Source organism: Egibacter rhizosphaerae (assembly GCF_004322855.1).
Classification (GTDB): Bacteria; Actinomycetota; Nitriliruptoria; order Euzebyales; family Egibacteraceae; genus Egibacter; species Egibacter rhizosphaerae.
Genome location: NZ_CP036402.1, coordinates 1,691,046 through 1,711,923, shown reverse-complemented (window position 1 = coordinate 1,711,923; position 20,878 = coordinate 1,691,046). Strand labels below are relative to the sequence as shown.

Sequence of the window (20,878 nt, the reverse complement as noted above, 5' to 3'; positions counted from 1 at the left end):
AGCCTTCTAGGCTCGGACCAGTTCGACGTGCGCGGGCTCGGGCCGCGGGGGAATCACCAGGGTCGCGGCGTCGTCTACCGTCTCGATGTTCGTCGCGACCCCGTCGACGAGCCCCGCGAGCACCCCCAGCGGTGCCGGGGACCACGTCACGCGGATCGGCACGGTTGCAGCCGGCACCGTCGCGGCGACGACGCGGGCCTCGATCCGGACGTGCGTGAGGTAGCGAACGCCTTCCGCGCGCAGCTCGCCGCCTCCGGGGGGCCGCAGCCGCACGAGGTCGCGGTCGGTGGCGACACCCCACCATCGGCCGTCCAACAACACCTCCCCCGTGCCCGGCCCGACCCGGACTCCGTCCCAGGGAGTTACGTCTCCCGCTTCTAGGAGTGCCAGCAGGGGCAGCAACGCCGCCCAGCCGTAGAAGTCGTCGACATCCGGGTGCCGATGCTGTCCATCGGCTGCGATGTGGTAGCTCTCGAGCGCGACGCGATCGTTGCGCCACAGGCGGTGGAACAACTCCGATGCTCCGTGAGCCAGCTCGGCGGCCGTGGTCCGTTGCCCTGACCGGTGCAAGCCGACGTGGACGAGGTACGAGAGCGGGGGCCAGACCCGACCACGCCAGTACGACCGTTCGTTGGTCGCCGGTTCGTACAAGGCGTTCGCTGGCAGGGCCGGGGCGCCCCAGAAGGCCGCCGGGTCCCGGATGTGCTCATCAACCAGTGCGCGGGCCTGGTCAGGATCGGGGATACCAGCGAGAAGGGGGAAGAAGCTCGTGGGTGTCAGCGACTCGACGAACCCACCGTCGCGCCATCGGCCGGCGAACACTCGGCGCTGCGGGTCCCACAAGTGCAGGCGCACAGCCTCGGCACGAGCCTCTGCGGCAGCCGTGAGCGCCTCGGCCTCCTCGGTCCGTCCCAACTCGCGCGCCATGCTCGCGAGGACCTCCGCGTCGAGGACGTGCAGCGCGTTCACGCCCACTTCGGTCATGTTGAGCACCCGCGCGTCGTCGGTGAGCGAGACCCCGTCGAACATCGGAGAGTTGTCCATCGAGGATTCGTTGCGGGCCGCGAGCTCCGTGCCCGCGTACAGCCCCCGTCCGGTCGGCGACGTCCCGTACGTCACGAGACCGGCACCGGCGGACCGCGCGTCGTCCCACCAGCGGTGCGCCCGCAACAGCGTGTCGAAGTGGCGGGCGGGCAGGGAGCGATCACCGAGCCGCGCCGCGCAGCTCCACACGACCCAGGCGGCGATCGGGGGATGGGCACGGTCGACCCACTCGCTGCGCTGGCTCAGCAGGCACGGCAGGTTGCCGGCCGGTTGGGCGCCGTGGAGCACGGCGTCGAGGTTCGCCGTGGTGAGCTCGGCGTCGCCGAGCGTCGCTGCGAGCAGGGCGTTGTAGAGGACGTCGGTCTGCCAGACCAGCCATCCGCCGAACTTCGCGGCCGCCCAGCGTCGACTCGGACCCGTGTACCAGCGCACGTTCTCAGGGTCGTAACAGGTGTTCCATGCGACCACGTCGCGGATCGCCTCCGCTGAACGCGCGACAGCCCGTCCGTCGTGGTTGCGGCTTTCAGGCCCCTCGTGTTCCGTCCGCGAGACGCTGACGGCGGCGTCGATGGTCCCGTCGGCCTCCGCCAGGGCCATCCGGGCCTTCGTCGCCGCGGTCTCCGGATCGGTCGCCAACGCGGCGGCGAATCGCACCACACTCACGGCCTCGTGGTTGAATCGTGCCACCGCGGCGCCGGGGGTGCTCGGGACGTCGCGAGCAGGCGGAACGTACCCCTCGCGTTCCAGTTCGTCGAAGGCGTCCGTCGCGGACGCGTAGCCGCCACAGATCGGTGGTTCGGGATCGGTGACCAGCGCGAGGTGCTCGCTGCGGGCACGCGCCTGGATCAGCAGCGGGGCCTCGTCGAAGCCGGCAGGGCGCGCCGGTACGGGTGCGAGGGCCGCGTCCGCGAGACGTCCCGCGGCTCGATCGACTTCGACGATGAGCAGCGACCACAGGCGCAGCTTGAGCTCGGCGGCTTCGACGAGCGTCGTTCGGCCGATCACCACGGTGGGGTCGTCGGTCGGCTTGGCCCATTCGAGTCGGAAGCGACTGTCGCCCACGGCCAGGTCGAGCTCCACGTACCCCGAGTCGAGTCGGTGCGTGCCGAACACGACCCCTGCGGCGCCCGCGAAGTCGATGACCGCTCCCGCGCGCCCGCTGTAGGCCGCCAGACGAAGCTGGAGGCCGCTGGATACGTCGCTGAGGGCGGTGGGGTATCCCGGGTGCCAGGTGCCCCAGCGACGGGCCACGCTGCTCGGTCGTACCACGCTGGCTCCTTGCTCGCTCGTGGGGCGGCGTCAGGTCACCGTCGGTGTCGTGGCGTCCCCGCCGACGGCCTCCCGAGCCGATCCATGATCGAAGACGTGCACCTCCCGGGGGGCCGCGCGCAGACGTACACTCGTGCCCTCGCGCGTCGTCCGGGCCTGCGGGGACAGCACCGTGACCGCCACCGATCCGAGGATGGTGGAGGTTCGGCAGTCGACCACCTGGCCCGCGAGCTGGACGGTCTCGATGCGAGCGTCGAGGAGGAGTCCGTCGGTGGGTTGACTCGGGACCTCCGCAGCCTCCAGTACCTCCCAGTGTTCAGGTCGGACGCAGACCTCGACGAGGTCACCGGTGCCCGCGTGGTCGGGCAGATCGAGTCCGCGGACCACGAGTCCCTCGCCCAGCGACACAACCGAGGGCTCCGACGATTCGACGCGCCCGGGGAAGAGGTTCGCGGCCCCCAGGAACGTCGCGACGAACCGATTGCGTGGCCGACGGTAGACATCCTCGGGGGAGCCTTCCTGCTGGACCCCCCCGCCCTCGAGCACCATGAGGCGGTCACCGAGGGCCAGCGCTTCCTCCTGGTCGTGGGTGACGATGATGGCGGTGACCCGCGTTTCCCGTTGGATGCGTCGCAGCTCGGCCTGCATGTCCTGGCGGATCTTGCGGTCGAGCGCGCTCAGCGGCTCATCGAGCAGGAGGGCCTTTGGTTCGGTGATGAGCGCCCGCGCGAGGGCGACCCGCTGCTGCTGTCCGCCCGAGAGCTCATCGGGATAGCGGTGCTCCAGTCCCGGCAGTCCCACGAGGTCGAGGAGCTCGGCGGTCCGGCCCGACCGCCGCTTTCCGCGCACGCCGCGCATCCGCAGCCCGAATCCGATGTTGTCGGCCACGGTCATGTGCGGGAAGAGCGCGTAGCTCTGGAAGACGATGCCGAGGTCGCGGTCTTCGGGGGGCACTCCGTTGATCGTTCGACCGTCGAGTACCACGCTCCCCTGATCGGGCTCCACGAATCCCGCGAGCACCTTCAGGATCGAGGTCTTCCCGGACCCTGACGGGCCGACCATCGCGTAGAACTCCCCGTCGGCGACGCGCAGTGTGAGCCCCCGCAGGACCGAGGGGGAGCCGGGGTACGACATCCAGACGTCGTCGAGCTCCAGATCAGCCATCGCCTCGCACCTCACAGTCCGCCGTAGGTGTGCCGGATCCTTGGCCGGGCCCGGACCTCACGGCGCCCCGTCACGCCACAGCTGCAGGCCAGAGGTCGCTCCCGGTGCACGGGCACGGCGACGCGTCAGCAGCAGCACCGCGATCCCGAGCGTCACCGCGACGCCGATGAGTACGGTCGCGAGCGCGTTGATGTCGGGGTCGTAGCCCGTGCGCACGTACGCGTAGATCTCCATGGGCAACGTGTTGAAGCCGAACGGTGCGAGGAAGAAGTGGATCGGGAAGTTGTTGAACGTGATCACGAACGCGAGCAGCGTCCCGCCCAGGACGGCTTTGGATATCAGCGGGAGGGTGACCACCAGGAAGGCTCTGAGGGGCCGCGCTCCCAGTGAGCGTGCTGCGAGCTCGAGCTCGGTCCCGAGCCCCTGCAAGCGCGAGAGGACGACGAGTACGACATAGGGCAACGCCACCGCCAGACTGCCGAGGAAGAGCATGGGCAGGCTGCGGCCGAGACCCACGGCGTTGGCCACGAGGAGCATCGCGACCGAGAGAATGAGCCACGGGATCGTGATCGCCGTGGTCAGTAGGGCGGTGAACAGCGTGAACCCCAGGCGAGCGAACCGGACCATCCAGAGCGCGAGGGCGGTACCCAAGACGGCCGCCGCAGCCGCCACGCTCGCGGAGAGGACGATGCTGCGGCTGGTGGCTTCGACGAGCGCCGTGTTCCGAGCCAGCGCTGCGTACCACTCCGTGGTGGCCTCGAATGGCAGTGTCCCGTACTGCGAGGCGTTGAACGACAGCACCATCACGAGGAGCACCGGGGCGTAGACGAGGGCGAGGACGAACCAGAGCCAGGCGACCCACCCTCGGCGGCCGCGGCGAGCGCGGGCATCCTGCACCGAGGGGCGGGGGGTACGGGAGGCGCCCGTCGCCGCGTTCGCGTCCGTGGCCGTGCCGACCGGTTGCCCGTCCACCCGAGTCGAGGTGCTCATCGGGTTCGCTCCCGTCGCATCGCTCCCGGGAAGCTGCGCTGGCCAGCCGCGCGCAACGCGGCGAGCAGGAGCAGGATCGAGACGAGCAGGATGATCGACATCGCCGCGGCGCGGGGCTGGTTGTTGACCCTCGACACCTGTTCGCTGATCACGGTGCCGAACATCATGCCGTCCGTCCCCCCGAGGATCTGGGCCTCCACGAACGAGCCCGCCGCAGGCGTGAAGACGATGACGAGTCCGGCCATGATGCCCGGGAGCGTGACGGGGAACACGATGTGCCAGAAGCGCTGCCATCCGTTCGCGCCGAGGCTGCGGGCTGCGAGCAGCATCGTCGAGTCGATCCGCTCCACGGAGGCGTAGAGCGCCATGACCATGAACGGCAGGAACAGGTAGGCCAGCATGATCAGCACCGCCCACCTGGTGAACAGGATGGTGTCACTCGCATCGGCGACGCCCGTGGCGCCCAGGGCGGCCATGAGCGGCCCCCCCGGCTGGAGGAGCACGTACATCGCGTAGATCAACAGGAGCGAGGACGTGAGGTGCGGGATGATGATCAGGGCGAGATAGAGCGACCGCACGCGGACCGCGTGGCGCGAGAGGGCCCAAGCGGTCGGCCATCCGATCGCGATCGTGATGGCGGCCGCAGCCAGTCCCAGGATCAACGAGCGAGCGAGCAGCCGCCCGTAGAAGGCGGGATCCGAGACGATGCCGCGCCACTCCGCGCCGGTGATCGGACCGTCGACCCCCGGGCCGCTCAACAGCCCGAAGTAGACCAGCAGGATCAGCGGCAGCACCACCAGAAACCCCAGGACCAGGGCACTGGGCCCCATCAGGGTTCCGCGGGCGAACCGCTGCCACCGCAGGGAACGCCCACGAGCTCCGGTCGCCACGCCACGAGCGGCGCCCGGTTCGGCGGCGCCGCCCGCGGGGCGCGTCCTGCTCACTCCGCGCCGGCCTTCACCTGGGAGAGCAAGTCGGTGTACTCCTGCTGCTCTTCCTGCGACAGCGTGCTCATGATCGCGAGGTTGTCCACATCCTCGGCATCGTCCTGAATGCGCTCCTGCGCTGCGTCGGAGAGGCCCTCCGCAGCCAGCTCGTTCGCGGGTGCCGGGGCGCCGCCCTCCGGGTCCTCGGCCCACTCCGAGAGGAACTCCTCGCTGATCATCCAATCGATCCACTCGTGAGCCAGCTCGGGGTTCGGCGCGTCGGCGATGACGGTCCAAGCGTCAATCCAGCCGACGGCGCCCTCCTCGGGAATCGTGTACCCGACGGGCTCGCCCTCCTCCATCATGCGTCCCGCATCCCCGGCCCAGAAGTTGCCGACGCTGATCGACTCCGTCGTGAACGCACGGTTCCAGTCGTCGAACGACGACCAGTAGAGCTCGACGTTGGGCCGCATGTCGATCAAGGCCTCCTCCACCGCGCCGAGATCGGGATCATGCGGATCCTCACCGAGGTAGAGGGCGGTGAGCATGATCGCTTCGATGGGGCTGTCCATGAAACCGACCTGGCCCTCCCATTCCTCGTCCCAGAGGACCTCCCAGGAGGTGGGCTCCTCATCGAAGTGATCGGTGTTGTAGGTGAGCCCCGTACTGCCCCAGATCCACGGTGCGCCGTAGAGTTCGTCGCCGGCGTACAGCTCCTCGCTGTCCATGAAGTCGTCGTACACGTGCTCGAGGTTGGGGATCCGGTCGGCGTCGAGCGGCTGGAGCATGTCCTCCTCCACCATCTGCTGGAGGAAGCTGAAGTTCGGGTTCGTCACGTCGATCTCGCCGATCCCGCCCGTCCGCAAGGTCTCCCGCAACTCCTCGCCACTCGAGTGGTAGACGTGCTCGACGGTCGCCCCGGTGCGCTCCTCGAAGCCTTCGATGGCGTACTCCGTGTCCGAACCGAAGTCCTGCCAGTTCAAGACCGTGAGCGTCTCACCCTCGAAGGGCCGGTCCCCCGTGTCCGCGTCGTCTTCCCCGGCCTCGGCGCTGTCGTCCTCCTCGGGGTCGGCTGCTGCGTCCTCGTCCTCCTCTGGTTCCGTGTCAGCAACCTCGTCGTCCCCGCAGGCACTGACCAGCAGCAGCGCCCCCACCGCCACGGCGAGCAACTGCCAGAACCGCGTTCGTCTCATGGCGCATCCTCCTGTCAGGTCGCCGGGAGTGGTGAGCCGACGACGACCTCGTCCACTGCGTGTCGTTGGCTGGAATCGCCGCGAGTGCCCACTCGCGGCTGTGGCGCGACCTTCGACTGAAACCCTTCAATCGGCAGCATACGACCGAGGTGGGATTCGTCAAGGACCTCCGGTGGCGGCGATACGGTGAGCCCGGCACCAGCACGGTCTACTCGGCACCGGCATGTCACACGTGGGCGGTAGCGTGTGCCGTTGCCGGCGACCGGCGCATCCGCGGGGGCGCGTGGGCCCGGGCGTAGGACGGAGTGGACGCTGTCGTCGACCAGCGACGTGCGGAACCAGCGGCATTCGAAAGGAGCGCGACGCTGCTCGAGATCGTGCGTGATCACCGCCTCGAGGTCCTCGTCGAGTCGCTCGCCGCCCGGCTGCGCGACGAGCCCCTGGGTGATCCGATGGTGCTCGAACCGGTGGCGGTCCCGAGCCGGGGGTCGGAGCGCTGGCTGTCCCAGCGACTCGCCGAGCGGGGGGGTCGTGCCGGGCTCCACGACGGGATCGCGGACGGGATCTGCGCCGGGCTCGAGTTCCCGTTCCCCGGCGGGCTCGTCGAGCACGTCGTCGAAGCCACGATCGGGACCGGGGCCGCACACTCGGCATGGCGGCCCCAACGCCTGACGTGGCCCGTGCTCGAGGTGCTCGACGACCTCGCGGCCGACCGAGGGCCGTCCCGGGATTCGCGCCTCGCCCCGCTGGGCGAGCACCTGACCGACGGGGGGGAGCCCGCGCTCGCCCGGCGGCTGCCCCTCGCTCGACGGATCGCCGACACCTTCGACCGCTACGCGCTGCTGCGCCCGCGCATGGTCGCCGCCTGGGAGGCCGGACACGACGTCGGTCCCGGAGCGGACCTGGGCCACGCGTGGGCGGGTGGCTCGCCCGCGCCGCGCGAACGGCTGGATCCACGCTGGGCTTGGCAGCCGTGGCTCTGGCGCCACCTCTGCGAGCGACTCGGCACGGCGAGCGCGGCGTCCCGGCTCGAGCACGCCATCACGGCCCTGCGCGCCGGCGAGGTCGACCCCGCCGGGCTGCCTCCCCGCGTCAGCGTCTTCGGGGTGACTGCCCTGCCCCCCGCGCACCTGCGGCTGCTGTCGGCGCTGGGCGAGGTGGTCGACACGACCGTCTACCTGCTCGTCGCCTCGCCGGCGCTCTGGCCCGCGGCGCCTCCGACGAACATCGACGATGCCATGCCCGGCGAGCTCGCCGTCGCCGAGCCCGACCACCCGTTGCTGTCGTCGTTGGGCGGGGTCGGCCTCGGCATGGGGTGGGCGTGCGCCTCGATCCCCTCCGAGGTGCGCGATGCGACCCGCGCGGCCGGGGACGTCGACGACCGGGGGACGCTGCTCGAGCGGGTGCAGCGTGACCTCGCCGCGGACCGCCGCCCGGACGAGACGCCGTCGTGCGCGCGCGACACCACCGTGCAGATTCACGGCTGTTACGGCCCCGCACGGCAGGTCGAGGTGCTGCGGGAGGTCCTGACCGGCCTGCTCGCCGATCATCCGGGGGGTGAGAACGTGCGGGCCCTCGAGCCCCGGGACGTGCTCGTGATGACCCCCGACCTGGACACCTACGCACCGTTGATCGCGGCGGTGTTCGACGATACGTCGGACGACACCGTCGCCGGCGCCCCGCCGCTGCCGGCGCGTATCGCCGACCGGCGACTCGACGCCGCCAACGAGGTCGCCGTGGTGCTGCTCGGGCTGCTCGACCTGCCCGACGCACGCGTCAGTGCCTCCGCCGTGCTCGACCTGTTGGCCGCTGCCGCGATCCGCCGTCGGTTCGACCTCGAGGACCGGGACCTCGATGCACTCGACGCATGGGTCCGCGCGACGGGGATCCGCTGGGGCATCGACGCCGAGTACCGGGCCTCCCACGGGTGGGTTCAGGACGCGGCCCACACCTGGGAGGCCGGGCTCGATCGCTTGCGGCTCGGCGTGGCGATGCCCGACGTGGCCGACCGGGTCGTCGGCGAGGCCGTGCCGTACGACGATCTCGAGGGCGACGACGTCGAGCGGTTCGGTCGCGTGAGCAGGGCACTGCAAACCGTGTTCGCCCACACCCGAGGGTTGCGCGAGCCGCGGTCGGTCGCGCAGTGGCGGGACGCGCTCCTCGACGCGCTCGACGCCGTCGCCTCGGTCGGCCGTGACGATGCGTGGCAGCGCGAGCAGGTACGCGAGGTTCTCGAGGGGCTCGTCGACGACTCGCGGCCGGATCCCACCCGTCGCGACGGGTCCGGGGCCGAGCCCCCGCCGAGTCCCGTCCTCCTCACCCTGACCGAGATCCGCGGCGAGCTCGCCGCCAGGCTCGGACGCCACCCAGCGGCCGCCGCCTACGCGACCGGTGCGATCACCGTCTGCGAGCCGGCGCCGCTGCGTGCGGTCCCGCACCGCGTGGTGTGCTTGCTCGGCGTCGACGACGAGGTGTTCCCTCGCGCGTCCTCCCCGCTCGGCTTCGACCTCGTGGCGTCCGCACCCCAGCCGGCGGACCGTGACGCGCGCCGGGAGGACCGCCAGCTCCTGCTCGACGCGATCATGGCCGCGCGCGAGCACCTGGTGGTGACGTACACGAGCCACGACCCGCGCACGAACGAGCCGTCCCCACCGTGCGCCCCGGTCGCCGAGCTCCTCGAGACGGTCGCGTGCACGACCGGGCTTCCCGCCCGCGACGCCGGGCAGCTCGTGGTGCACCACCCGCTGCACCCGTTCGATCCCGCCTACTTTCGGGAGGGCCCGGACGACGAGGCCGGAGCCGTGCCCGGGCTCCGGAGCTTCGACCCCCAGCGGCTGGCGGCCGCCCGCGCCTACACCGAGGGACGGCGGCCGGCCGGTGCGTTCCTGTCCGGGGGGTTGGCCGGCGATGAGCCCGGCGATGAGCCGGTCACGGTCGACCTCGTGGTGCTCGATCGGTTCCTGCGCAACCCGTTGCGCCAAGTGCTGCGCGATCGCCTGGGTCTCGCCATCGCCTTGCGCGAGGGCGTGATGGACGACCGCGACCCCTTCGAACTCGCCGGGCTGGAACGCTGGAGCGCCCTCGAGGAGCAGCTCGAGCGCTGGCGCGGGGGAGCGGATCTCGAACGATGGCGGGAAGCCGCGCTGCGTCGGGGAGCGGTGCCGGCGGGCACGCCGGGCGGGTACGTCCTGGACGACGTCGGGGGCGACCTGCGTGCACTGCTCCGTGGGCTCTCGGCCGAGGACGTCACCGACCCCGCCGACTGGGCCGCCGAGCCGGTCGAGGTCGATCTGGCCCTGGACGTGGACGGGGTCGCTCACCGGCTGGTCGGCACGATCGACGAGCGCGTCGGGGAGCGTCTCGTCACCGTGCAGGCCTCGCGGCTCGACGCCCGAGCGTCCCTGCGGGCCTGGCCGCGCCTGCTCGCCGCCGGGGTGACTGCCGGTGTGTGCGAGGCGGTCGTCGTCGGACGCAGTTCCCAGGGGCGCGGCCAGGCGAGCAGCGTGCGCCTCACCCTGCCCGACGAGGCGCCGGCGTCCTACGCCCGCGACCGGCTGGTCGAGCTCCTGCGGCTGCTCCGTCGGGGCCAGGGCGAACCGCTCCCGGTGATGCCGAAAACCGGGGCGGCCTACGTGGACCGGCTCGGTCGGGAAGGCGAGGCCGCGGCGCTCAAGGCGGCGCGGACCGCCTGGGACGGCTCCCGTGACGACGGGGAGCGCACCGACGACGCCGTGGCGCTCGCGCTCGGCGACGACGTGCCGTTGGACGCCCTCATCGATCAGGCCTGGATCACGGCGGCGCGGACGATCTGGGACCCGCTCCTCGACCGTGGGGGCAAACCGTGAGCGCGCTGGAGGACTTCGATCCCCGGGGCCCTTTGCCGGACGGACACACGCTGCTCGAGGCGAGTGCCGGCACGGGCAAGACCCACACGATCACCACGCTCGTGGCGCGACTGGTCGCCGAGCGCGGGATCGAGCTACCCCGTCTGCTCGTCGTCACGTTCACCCGAGCCGCGGCCTCGGAGCTGCGGGAACGGGTCCGGACTCGCCTTGCGGAGGTCGCCCGGACTGTCACGGAGGCCGATCCGGGCCGGGCTCTCGAAGACGATGCGGCGGCCGCGCTCATCGTCGGCGCTGGCGAGGACCCCACCGAGGTCGCCCGCCGCGGGAAGGCGTTGCGGCGAGCGAGCGAACAGCTCGACGAGGCGACGATCACGACCATCCACGGGTTCTGCCAGCGCATGCTCACCGTGAGCGCGCTCGAGACGGCGGTGGATCTCGACGCCGAGCTGCTGCAGGACGAACGGCCGCTGCAACAGGAGGTCGCCGACGACCTCGCGGCGCGCGAGCTGCGGGGCGCGGACCCCGGCTGGTACGCCTACCTGCGCGATGTCGCCAGGATCGACCATGCCGACCGGGAGGAGCTCGTGGTGGCCGCCACCGCGGGGGTGGCGCCGCGCCTGCTGCCCGATCCCACGGCACCGGCGGGAACGCAGGAGTGGTCGGCGGCGTGCCAGGCCTTCGCCGACGTCTGGGCGGCGCACCGCGATCGGCTGGCCGAGGAACTGCGGGCCCTCACGGGCCCCGACGGGCTGACGAGCTGGAGGCGCAGCAACGGCGACGACCCGTGCGAGCGGACCGTCGAGCGCGTCGACGCGTGGCTGGACTCGACGCCTGGACTGCCGGACAGCCGGGACTGGATGGCCGAGTGCGGGATCGGGTGGTTGCTCGGCCGATTCCGTGGCGACCGGGAACGGGGATGGCACCCGGTCCTCGATGCGGCGATCGACCTCGTCGAGGCCTGCCACCGTTCGTCCAGCGACTGGTTGGCCCGGTTCGCGGCGAACGCTCGCGTCGAAGCCGACCGCCGCAAGCGCGAGCGGCGGGCCCTGGCGTTCGACGACCAGCTGCGTCGCCTCGCCGACGCGCTCAGCGATCCGGAGCGCAGCGGCGCGGTCGTCGATGCCGTCCGTGGCCGCTACGACGCCGCGCTCGTCGACGAGTTCCAGGACACCGACCCGCTGCAGTGGACGATCTTCGCCCGGGCGTTCGGGGACCAGCGACTCGTCCTGATCGGGGACCCCAAGCAAGCGATCTACGGCTTCCGCGGGGCCGACCTCCCCACCTACCTGCGTGCGCGCGATCAGATCCCGCCCGACCGCCGGTTCAGCCTGCCGGTGAACTGGCGCAGCGACCAACGCTTCCTCGATGCGGTGAACGCGCTGTTCACGCCTGCCGGCGCGTTCGCGGATCCACGCTTGCACGCCCCCCCCGTACGGGCCGTTGCCCACCATCGCGACGACGGGCTCGCGTGGCCCGACGGCGGCGTCCGCCCAGGACTGCGTCTGCGGTTCGTGTCCACCGACGCGGCCGCCCCCGACGCCGGATTGACGGGCAAGGAGCGACCGCGGATCACGAAGGGCTGGGCGGAACGGCACCTGCCCACCGACGTCGCGTCCCAGATCCGGGGGTTACTGGCCGAGGGTCCGCGGCTCACGCGGGACGGGGAGACCCGCGAGCTCGCGCCGGGCGACATCGCCGTGCTCGTGCGCACCAACCGTCAGGCCACGCGGGTCCACGAGCGGCTGCTCGCCTGTGGGCTGCCCGCCACGCTCGCCCGCGCCGGCAGCGTGTTCGCCTCGACCGAGGCCACCGAGCTCCTGCGGTTGCTGGAGGCGCTCCGGGAGCCCGGCCGCGAATCGCTCGCCCGCACGGCAGCCGCCACCCGGCTGTTCGGTTGGCGGGCCGCCGACCTGCTCGACCCGGCCCACGAGGAGGCGTGGGAGCGCTGGGTCGGGCGTCTGCGCGAATGGAGTCGGCTGTGGCACGAACGGGGGGTCATGACGGCCCTGCGCACCGTCTTCGCGGACGCCGAGGTGTGGCCGCGCCTGCTCGCCACGTCCGACGGTGAGCGCGCGACCGCGAACCTCTCGCACCTCGCCGAGCGGCTGCACGCGGTGGAGCACGCGGAACGTCTCGGGCCCGCCGCGTTGGTCGGTTGGTTGCTGGCGACCCGCGAGGAGGCGCGCGAGGGCGAGACCCCGGCCACCGAGGACGCGGAACTGCGTCTCGAGCGTGACGACGCCGCGGTGCAGGTCGTGACCGTCCACGCGAGCAAGGGGCTCGAGTACCCCGTGGTGCTGTGCCCCTTCCTCTGGGACGGGCGCCTGCTCGCCGAGCGCGACAAGAAGGTGCTCCGGTTCCACGATCCCGACGACGACGCCCGGGTGCTCGACGTGCACACCGACCAGCGGGGCGAGCCCAAGCGGGACAACCTCGAGCTGGCCCGCCGCCAGCGCCACGAGGAGAACCTGCGCCTCGCCTACGTCGCGCTCACGCGCGCTGCGCATCACGCCGTCGTCTGGTGGGGCCGGTTCAGCGAAGCCGAGGAATCCCCGCTCGCCGCGCTGCTGCACCGCCCCGCCGGGACGGACTCGTTCGAGGCCGGCAAGGCCGCGGGCGCGCGCGACGAGGCCGACCTGCGCGCCGACCTCGGGTCGCTGGCCGATCGGAGCCGCCGGGAGGCGGCGGTCGACGAGGGCCCGATCATCGGGATCGAGGAGCTCGCTGCCCCCCCGGACGCGCCGGAGCCGTGGACCCCGCCCACCATGGGCGAGGCCGGTCCGTTGGCGGTGCGGCCGTTCGCGCGACGCCTCGACCGCGCCTGGCAGCGTGCGAGCTTCACCCGCCTCGCTCGCCACATCGAGACCCCACCGGAGGAGGCGCGGGGCGAGCTCGGTCGGGGCGACGACGAGGCCGACCAGCTCGAACTCGTCGACGCCACGGCCGGCCTCGACCACCCGGCCGCCGGCCCGGAGCCCGACCTGCCGCTCGCCGATCTCCCACGGGGGCCGGCCTTCGGCGACGCCGTGCACCGGATCCTGGAGCTCACCGACTTCCGCGCGGCCCCAGGGGTCGGCGACGGGTTGGCGTCGGTTACAGGGGTCGGCGACGGGTTGGCGTCGGTTACAGGGGTCGGCGACGGGTTGGCGTCGGTCACCGATCGGATCGTCGCTCGCTCCAGCGTGCTCGATGCCAGCCATCGCGACCGCCTGGTCGCCGGGCTCGGTGGCGTGCTGGCGACTCCCCTCGGAGCGGATCTCGGGGACGCACGACTGAGCGACATCCCTCGAGCCGACCGGTTGGACGAGCTCGCGTTCGAGCTGCCGCTGGCGGGCGGGGACGAGCCCACCGGGTGGGTCACGCTCGCGCGGCTGGCGGAGGTCCTGGACGCACACCCGGACGGGCGCGACGTCGCCGAGGTGCTGCGCACCGGGCCGCACGATCGCCGGGTGCGGGGTTTTTTGACCGGATCGGTGGACCTCGTGGCCCGCATCCCGGTGGCGGGCCGGAAGCGCTACCTCGTCGTCGACTACAAGACCACGTGGCTCGGCGAGCGCGCGGACCCCGCGAACGATGTGCCCGCGGAGCGCTCCACCGTCTGGCACTACCGCCCCGAGGCCCTGCACGCGGCCATGCGCCCGCACGCGTACCAGCTCCAGGCCGTGCTCTACCTCGTGGCCGTGCACCGGCATCTGCGCAGCCGGCTCGGCTCCGCCTACGACCCAGACCGCGACCTGGCCGGGGTGGCCTATCTCTTCGTCCGCGGCATGGCCGGTGCCGCCGCGAGGCGCGCGGACGGCGGCTCGTGCGGGGTGTGGGCGTGGCACCCGTCCGGTCGGCTCGTCGAGGACTGCAGTCAGCTGCTCGCGACCGGATCGGAGGGCGCGTGACCGGCCAGCCCGACCACCCCGGGAGGATGGTGACCTCGGGTGGCGAGAGCCTCGCGACCCTGCCGCCCGCGACCGAGCGTCGCCTCGGTCCCGAGGCGGCCGCCGGGCTGGGGTCGTTCCGGGCCGCCGGGGTGCTCGCCGACGCCGACGCCGACGTCGCGGCCGGCCTCGCCGCGCTGACGGGCGCGGAGGATCCGCGGGCGGTTCTCGCGGCCGCGCTCGCGGTCCGGGCGCCTCGGGTCGGTCACGTGTGCGTCGACCTCGCGCACGTCCACGAGCACGTGGTGCTCGACCTGGGGCCCGAGGAGGAGCTCGAGCGCCTCGGCTCCCTCGATTGGCCCGATCCGGCGACCTGGGCGGAGGCGGTCGCCTCGAGCCCCATGGTGCGGGCGGCGACCCGGCACGAGCATCCCGGGTCCACTGCCGACGGTCAGGCGCGCCCGCTGGTCTGGTGCGACGGCCGCCTCTACCTGGAACGGTACTGGCGCTACGAGCAGGAGCTCGCACGGCGGCTGCGCGACCTCGCGGGCACGACCGTCGCGAGCGCCGGGTCTCCGCCGAGCGATCCCCAAGCCGCGGCGGTCGAGCTCGGTGTCACCCGCGGTCTCGCGATCGTCACGGGCGGACCGGGGACCGGGAAGACCACCACCGTCGTGCGGCTGCTCGCGACACTGCTGGAACGGGCCGGTCGGCCGGTCGACGCGCCGCTCGTCGGGCTCGCGGCCCCGACGGGCAAGGCCGCGCGGCGCTTGGCGGAGTCGCTGCGTGAGGGGCTGGCCACCCTGGACCTGCCCCCGTGGGTCACCGAGCACCTCTCCGCCCTCGAGCCGGTGACGCTGCATCGTCTCCTGGGCGTGCGCCCCGACCACGGCAGCCGGTTCCGCCACCACCGCGACCGTCCGCTGCCGCACGACCTCGTGGTGGTGGACGAGGCCTCGATGGTCTCGCTGCCCATGATGGCGAAGCTTGCCGACGCTGTCGGCGAACAGGGACGGCTCGTGCTCGTCGGCGACCCCGACCAGCTCACCAGCGTCGAGGCCGGCGCGGTGCTCGGCGACCTCGTGGGTCCGGCCGTCCCCGCGAGCCGGGCGGTCCCGTCGACCTCCGGGACCGAGCCGCCGATCGCTCGCTCGGTCGTTCGCCTGACCCGGGGTCACCGCTTCGAGGCCACCGGCGGGATCGGCCTGGTCGCGGAGGCGATCCGGCAGCTCGACGACGATCCCGCGCCGGCTCTCGACGCTCTCCGTGCCGTGGGGGACGACCCGCACCACGAGGTGGACTGGCGGCAGCCCGACGCCGATGGCGGCGGTCCCTCGGAGCTCGTCGCGTCGGTGGGCGACGCCTACCGGCTCGTCTGCGATCTCGCCGAGGCCGGCAGGACGGGGGAGGCCCTCGAGGCGTTGGCGGCGGTGCGGGTGCTCTGCGCTCACCGTGACGGCCCCGGCGGCGTGGCCTGGTGGAACGCCGCGGTGAGCGAATGGCTCGGAGAGCGAGGCGTGCGCATCGACGAGCCCTGGTTCCCCGGTCGACCGGTGCTCGTCACCGAGAACGACTACCAGCGGCAGCTGTTCAACGGGGACGTGGGGGTCGTCACGGAGACCCCGACCGGCGACGGTCACGCGCGACGCCTCGTCGCGTTCCCGGCGGCCGACGGCGGCGCGACCCATCTGGCGCCGGCGCGCCTGCCCTCCCACGACACGTCGTTCGCGATGACCATCCACAAGGCGCAGGGCTCGCAGTTCACGCACGCCGTGGTGGTTCTGCCGCGACGGGACTCGCGGATCTGCACCCGTGAGCTCGTCTACACCGGGCTCACCCGCGCGCGCCAAGCGGCCACGCTCGTCGGCTCCGAGGAGGTCGTGCGCGCCGCCCTCGCGCGCCGGATCCAGCGGCCCAGCGGCCTCCGGGCCGCGCTGGCGGACTGGTCGGGCTGACCGAGCGCGCCACGGAGAGCCGCCCCGACGGGCCGGCGATCGGCGGACCTTAAGAACCGTTGCAACCCCGACCGCCCACCCCTCGGGCCTCGTTGCCCGCTATCCAGGGTCGCAGCGCGCCGTCCACGCGGTGCGCGGACGGGGTCACCCCGTCCGTTCACGTTCTCCACCCGCGAGGAGTCCCCGCCATGCCCTTGCATCTGATCGAGCTCTCCCCGGCCGAACCCGAACGTGCCGCGATCGACGGCCTGCTCGAGCGCGTCGCCGACGTCATCGCCGGCGACGGGGGTGACGTCATCGAGGCGCAGGTCACCGCCGACGCGAAGCGGGCGTTCATCGTCGCCGAGCACGCCGCGGACGACGGCCCGCGCCGCGCGCTCGAGGCCGGCGGCGTCGCCTTCGACACCGTCGATCCGGTGCGTCTGGTCGGTGCGGAACTCGAGGACGTCAAGGCACGTCGCGGCAGCGGCCGTTACCTCGTCGAGTGGGACCTGCCCGCCGATCTCACGATGGACGCGTACCTGGCCCGCAAGAAGGCGAACGCGCCCAAGTACGCGGAGGTCCCCGAGGCCACCTTCCTGCGCACCTACGTGCGCGAGGACGTCGACAAGTGCCTCTGCTTCTACGACGGCGAGGACGCCGACGCCGTTCGTCGCGCCCGCGAGGCCGTCGAGGCCCCGATCGACCGCTTCCACGAACTCGAGGAGCGCTGACCGCCGTGACGACGCTGTCGACCGCCACCGCTCCGCACGTCGCCTCCAACCTCGACGAGGTGGAGGACTGGTTCGGCGCCCGCGTCGCCGAGATCGATGCCGACCGAGCCCCGACCCGCGGCGGGCTCGGCTGGCTGGGCGAGCGCGGATTGCTCGATCTCGGGGCGCCGGGTCTGCCCGGATCGCTCGCCGACATGGTCGCCATCGTCCGAGCGGTCGCCCGCCAGGATCTCGCGAGCGCCTTCAGCGTCTGGGCCCACCGTGCGGTCATCGAGTACCTCGCGCGCTGGGGAGGTGAGCGAGACGCGGGGACCCTCGACGCGTTGCGGCGAGGCGCACGCCCGGGTTCCACCGCGATGGCGAGCGCGTTCCAGCAGGCCGCCGGGCTCGGCGAGTTGACCGTGACCGCGACCCCGATCGACGGGGGCTGGCGACTCGACGGGCAGGTCCGGTGGGCGTCGAACCTCTACCCGGACACGGTCGTCGTGCTTCCCGCTGCCACCACGGGCAGCCGCGATCCGGACGACGGGCACGACCTGGTCGTGGCGCTGCCCCTCGACCGGGAGGGCGTGGAGGTGCGCGACGAACCGCCGCTGCTCGCGCTGCAGGCGACCCGTTCGTCCTCGATCCGCCTCGAAGGGATCGAGGTCACCGGGGACGAGGTCCTGACCGAGCGGATCGATCCGTTCCTCGCGAGCGTGCGCCCTGCGTTCCTGCTCCTGCAGTCGGCGTTCTGTCTCGGGCTCGCCGAGGCCGCCGCGGCCTCCGCCCGCGATCGGCTCGACGGTGCGGCCGCCGTGTTCGCCGAGGATGCGGACTCGCTGGAGGGGCGCCTGCGCACCTCGGACGCGCGGCTCGCCGCGCTGGCGGCCGAGGCCGACGCATCAACGACGGCTTGCGACGCCGGCGAGCTGCTCGCGCTGCGGCTCGAGGTCGCCGGGCTCGCCGGCGAGGCGACCACGCTCGAGACCACGGTCGCCGGCGGCGCCGGCTACCTGCGCACCAGTCCGACGGCGCGGCGCCTGCGCGAGGCGGCGTTCCTGCCCGTCCAATCACCTACGGAGGCCCAGCTGCGATGGGAACTCTCACGCTCCGCGTAGCCGACGGCACCAAGCGATACGGCCCCTACGAGCCGGCGGTCCTGTGCGGCCTCGACCTCGCGGTCGGCGAGGGGGAGTGGTTCGCGCTGATCGGCCCCAGCGGGTCCGGGAAGTCGACGCTCCTGCGCATCCTGGCCGGTCTCGACGAGCTCAGCGACGGTCAGGTCATGTTCCCGGCCACCGGCGCCCCGCCCCGGGCGGCGACGGTGTTCCAGCAGCCGCTGCTGCTGCCCTGGCTCGATGTGCGAGCCAACATCACGCTCGCCGAGCGGTTCCGAGCGAACGACGACCTCGTCGTCGACGCCGACGCACTGCTCGCCACCGTCGGGCTCGGCGAGCTGATCGACGCCGACGTGACGCGGCTTTCCGGGGGACAGGCACAGCGGGTCGCGCTGGCCAGGGCCCTGGCCCGGCGCCCCGAGCTGCTGCTGCTGGATGAACCCCTCGGGGCGCTCGATCCCGCCAGCCGAGCCGATCTGCAGGACCACCTGCGCCGGGTGCGCCGGGAGACGGCGCTGACCGCGGTGTTCGTCACCCACGACGTCGACGAGGCGCTGCTGCTCGGCGACCGCGTGGGCCTGCTGTCCGGCGGTGCCGTCGCGCGGACGTGGGACGTCGAGGGGATCGACCGCGACGGGCTCCGGGACCACCCGCTGCGCGATGAGGTCGTCGCCGCGTACCGCGAGGACACCACTGCTGTCTCGGACGCGGCGGAGGCGCCGTGACCGGTTCGACGACCCGTTCGCGCGGCGCGGCTCCCGTCGGCCGCGGGACCATGAGCCGACGTCGGCTGCTCCGCTCGCTCGGTGCCACGGGGGCCCTCGCCGCGGGCGGCGGCGTGCTGAACGCCTGCACCCCCGGACTCGCCGAGACCGGCGCCGCGGAGCCGGTCGGCGATCCCGAGCGACCGCTGCGCATCGGCTACCTGCCGATCACCGACGCGACCCCGCTCGTCCTCGCCGAGGCCAACGGCCACTACGCGGACGCGGGACTCACCGTCGACGAGCCGAGGCTGTTCCGGGGCTGGGCGCCGATCGCCGAAGCCTTCCAGGCGCGCCAGGTCGACGTCGTGCACCTGCTGATGCCGATGGCGGTGCACCTGCGGTTCGACCAGGGCTATCCCGCGCGCATCGTCGCGTGGAACCACACCGACGGGTCGGCCCTCACCGTGCGACACGAGATCGACTCCATCACCGACCTCGCCGGCGGGACGGTCGCGGTGCCGTTCTGGTACTCGATCCACAACATCGCGTTGCAGATGCTGTTCGCCGAGGGGGGCCTGCGGCCGGTGCTCCGCGGTGAACCCGATCCCGAGGCCGGGGAGGTCAAGCTGCTGGTCATGGCGCCGCCGGACATGCCACCGGGGTTGGAGGCCGGGTCGATCGACGGCTACATCGTGGCCGACCCGTTCAACGCGGCCGCCGAGGTCGGCGGGATCGGCCGGATCCTGCGCTTCACCGGCGACGTGTGGCGGCAGCACGCCTGCTGCGTGACCGTCGTGCACGACGACCTGGTCGAGGGCCATCCCGATCGTGTCGCCGCCATCGTCGGTGCGGTGGCCCGCGCGCAACTCGACGCCCGGGAGGATCGCGAGGCGACCGCCCACGTCCTCTCCGGGGACGGCGACGGCTACCTGCCCCAGCCGCGCCCGGTGATCGAGCGCGCACTCACCGGCATCGACGATCCCGCCTACCGGGAATCGGGCGCGGTCTCGCGCCCCGAGTGGGAGAGTCCGCGCATCGACTTCCAACCGTTCCCCTTCCCCTCCTACACCGAGGAGCTGGTGCGGCGGATGCGCAACACGGAGGTCGAGGGCCGCGACGGGTTCCTCGCCGAGCTCGAGCCCCGGCGCGCACACCGTGAGCTCGTCGCCGGCGCGTTCGCACGCGACGCGATCGACGAGCTGGGCGGGCCCGGGGCGTTCGGCCTCACCGACCTCGCCCGCGACGAGCAGATCGGGGTCTGACGTGGCAGCCACCCCCACGCCCGAGCCCATCGCCCCGGCCTTCCTCCCCCAGCGCGGCGCGGGAGGCGGGCGTGCCCGCGCCACCGGCCGGCGTGCCGGTCTCGCGCTCGTCGGAGCCGGGCTGACCGTCGTGCTGTGGTGGCTGGTCACGGCCGTGCTGCCCGCCGACGACGCGATGCTCGTCCGGTTCGGGCCCGGTCCGGCGTTCGCCGCGCTCGTCGAGCTGGTCGGCGGGGGAGTGCTCGCTCCCCACGCGCTCGACAGCCTCCGTCGGCTCGCGGGCGGACTCGCGATCGCGGCGGCCCTCGGCGTGCCCGCGGGGCTGCTCATCGGGCTGGTCTCGACCGTCCACCAAGCCGCCGGCCCGGTGCTGCAGTTCGCGCGGATGATCTCGCCGTTGTCGTGGGCACCGGTCGCGATCATCGCGTTCGGGGTCGGCGACGGGCCGGTCGTGTTCCTCATCGCGGTCGCAGCCGTCTGGCCGCTCCTGATGAACACCGTCGCGGGCGTCGGCGAGCTCGAGCCGGGGTGGCCGATGGTGGCGCGCAGCCTCGGGGCGAGCCGCTGGGAGGTGGTGCGCCACGTCGTCGTACCCGGGGTGCGGCCCCACGTGCGCACGGGCTCCCGGGTAGCGGTCGGGATCGCCTGGGTCGTGCTCGTGCCCGCGGAGATGCTCGGCGTCGACTCCGGGCTCGGGTACTACGTGCTCGACAGCCGCGACCGGCTCGCCTACGACGACCTGACGGCGACGATCCTCGTCATCGGGGCGCTCGGGTTCGTGATCGACGCCCTCACGCAGCGCTTGACCGCGTCGCGCCGCGGTTGATGGCGTCGCGCCGCGGTT

Annotated in this window: 13 protein-coding genes; 8 read left to right on the top strand and 5 right to left on the bottom strand. The window is 72.8% G+C overall.

Going from position 1 to position 20,878, the window contains the following annotated elements; genetic code table 11:
* Positions 1–6: 6 nt before the first annotated feature.
* The 5 genes from ER308_RS07920 to ER308_RS07900 form a co-directional block, all read right to left on the bottom strand.
* Positions 7–2,313 carry an MGH1-like glycoside hydrolase domain-containing protein gene (locus ER308_RS07920; RefSeq protein WP_131154483.1) on the bottom strand — a complete coding sequence of 769 codons (2,307 nt, stop codon included), beginning with the start codon at positions 2,311–2,313 and terminating at the stop codon, positions 7–9.
* Between the two features lie 30 nt (positions 2,314–2,343).
* Positions 2,344–3,477 (bottom strand): ABC transporter ATP-binding protein, encoded by a 1,134-nt coding sequence (locus ER308_RS07915; RefSeq protein WP_131154482.1) that lies wholly within the window; start codon positions 3,475–3,477, stop codon positions 2,344–2,346.
* A gap of 57 nt (positions 3,478–3,534) precedes the next feature.
* Positions 3,535–4,467 carry an ABC transporter permease gene (locus ER308_RS07910; RefSeq protein ID WP_131154481.1) on the bottom strand — a complete coding sequence of 311 codons (933 nt, stop codon included), beginning with the start codon at positions 4,465–4,467 and terminating at the stop codon, positions 3,535–3,537.
* A complete protein-coding gene (locus ER308_RS07905) occupies positions 4,464–5,297 on the bottom strand; it encodes an ABC transporter permease (RefSeq protein WP_131154480.1) in 834 nt (277 codons plus the stop codon). The genes ER308_RS07910 and ER308_RS07905 overlap by 4 nt, the downstream gene beginning before the upstream one ends.
* Positions 5,298–5,407: 110 nt before the next feature.
* Complete coding sequence (locus ER308_RS07900; protein ID WP_131154479.1) at positions 5,408–6,586, bottom strand: ABC transporter substrate-binding protein; 1,179 nt, start codon at positions 6,584–6,586, stop codon at positions 5,408–5,410.
* Between the two features lie 377 nt (positions 6,587–6,963).
* On the opposite strand from ER308_RS07900, the gene recC reads away from it, so the two are divergent.
* From recC to ER308_RS07860, 8 genes are all read left to right on the top strand, one after another.
* Positions 6,964–10,431, top strand: coding sequence for an exodeoxyribonuclease V subunit gamma (gene recC, locus ER308_RS07895; protein ID WP_165491902.1), 3,468 nt, complete (start codon positions 6,964–6,966; stop codon positions 10,429–10,431).
* Positions 10,428–14,321 carry a UvrD-helicase domain-containing protein gene (locus tag ER308_RS07890; protein WP_131154477.1) on the top strand — a complete coding sequence of 1,298 codons (3,894 nt, stop codon included), beginning with the start codon at positions 10,428–10,430 and terminating at the stop codon, positions 14,319–14,321. Before recC ends, ER308_RS07890 begins: the two co-directional genes overlap by 4 nt.
* Entirely contained in the window at positions 14,318–16,255 is a 1,938-nt protein-coding gene (recD, locus tag ER308_RS07885) for an exodeoxyribonuclease V subunit alpha (protein ID WP_205745957.1), read from the top strand. The genes ER308_RS07890 and recD overlap by 4 nt, the downstream gene beginning before the upstream one ends.
* A gap of 188 nt (positions 16,256–16,443) precedes the next feature.
* Positions 16,444–16,968 (top strand): DUF4242 domain-containing protein, encoded by a 525-nt coding sequence (locus ER308_RS07880; protein ID WP_131154476.1) that lies wholly within the window; start codon positions 16,444–16,446, stop codon positions 16,966–16,968.
* Between the two features lie 5 nt (positions 16,969–16,973).
* Positions 16,974–18,068 (top strand): acyl-CoA dehydrogenase family protein, encoded by a 1,095-nt coding sequence (locus ER308_RS07875; RefSeq protein ID WP_131154475.1) that lies wholly within the window; start codon positions 16,974–16,976, stop codon positions 18,066–18,068.
* Positions 18,044–18,793: an ABC transporter ATP-binding protein gene (locus ER308_RS07870; RefSeq protein ID WP_131154474.1), complete on the top strand. Its 750-nt coding sequence runs from the start codon at positions 18,044–18,046 to the stop codon at positions 18,791–18,793. The genes ER308_RS07875 and ER308_RS07870 overlap by 25 nt, the downstream gene beginning before the upstream one ends.
* Positions 18,794–18,843: 50 nt before the next feature.
* Positions 18,844–20,034 carry an ABC transporter substrate-binding protein gene (locus ER308_RS07865; RefSeq protein ID WP_131154473.1) on the top strand — a complete coding sequence of 397 codons (1,191 nt, stop codon included), beginning with the start codon at positions 18,844–18,846 and terminating at the stop codon, positions 20,032–20,034.
* 1 nt (position 20,035) lies between these two features.
* Positions 20,036–20,860 carry an ABC transporter permease gene (locus ER308_RS07860; protein WP_131154472.1) on the top strand — a complete coding sequence of 275 codons (825 nt, stop codon included), beginning with the start codon at positions 20,036–20,038 and terminating at the stop codon, positions 20,858–20,860.
* Positions 20,861–20,878: the final 18 nt, after the last annotated feature.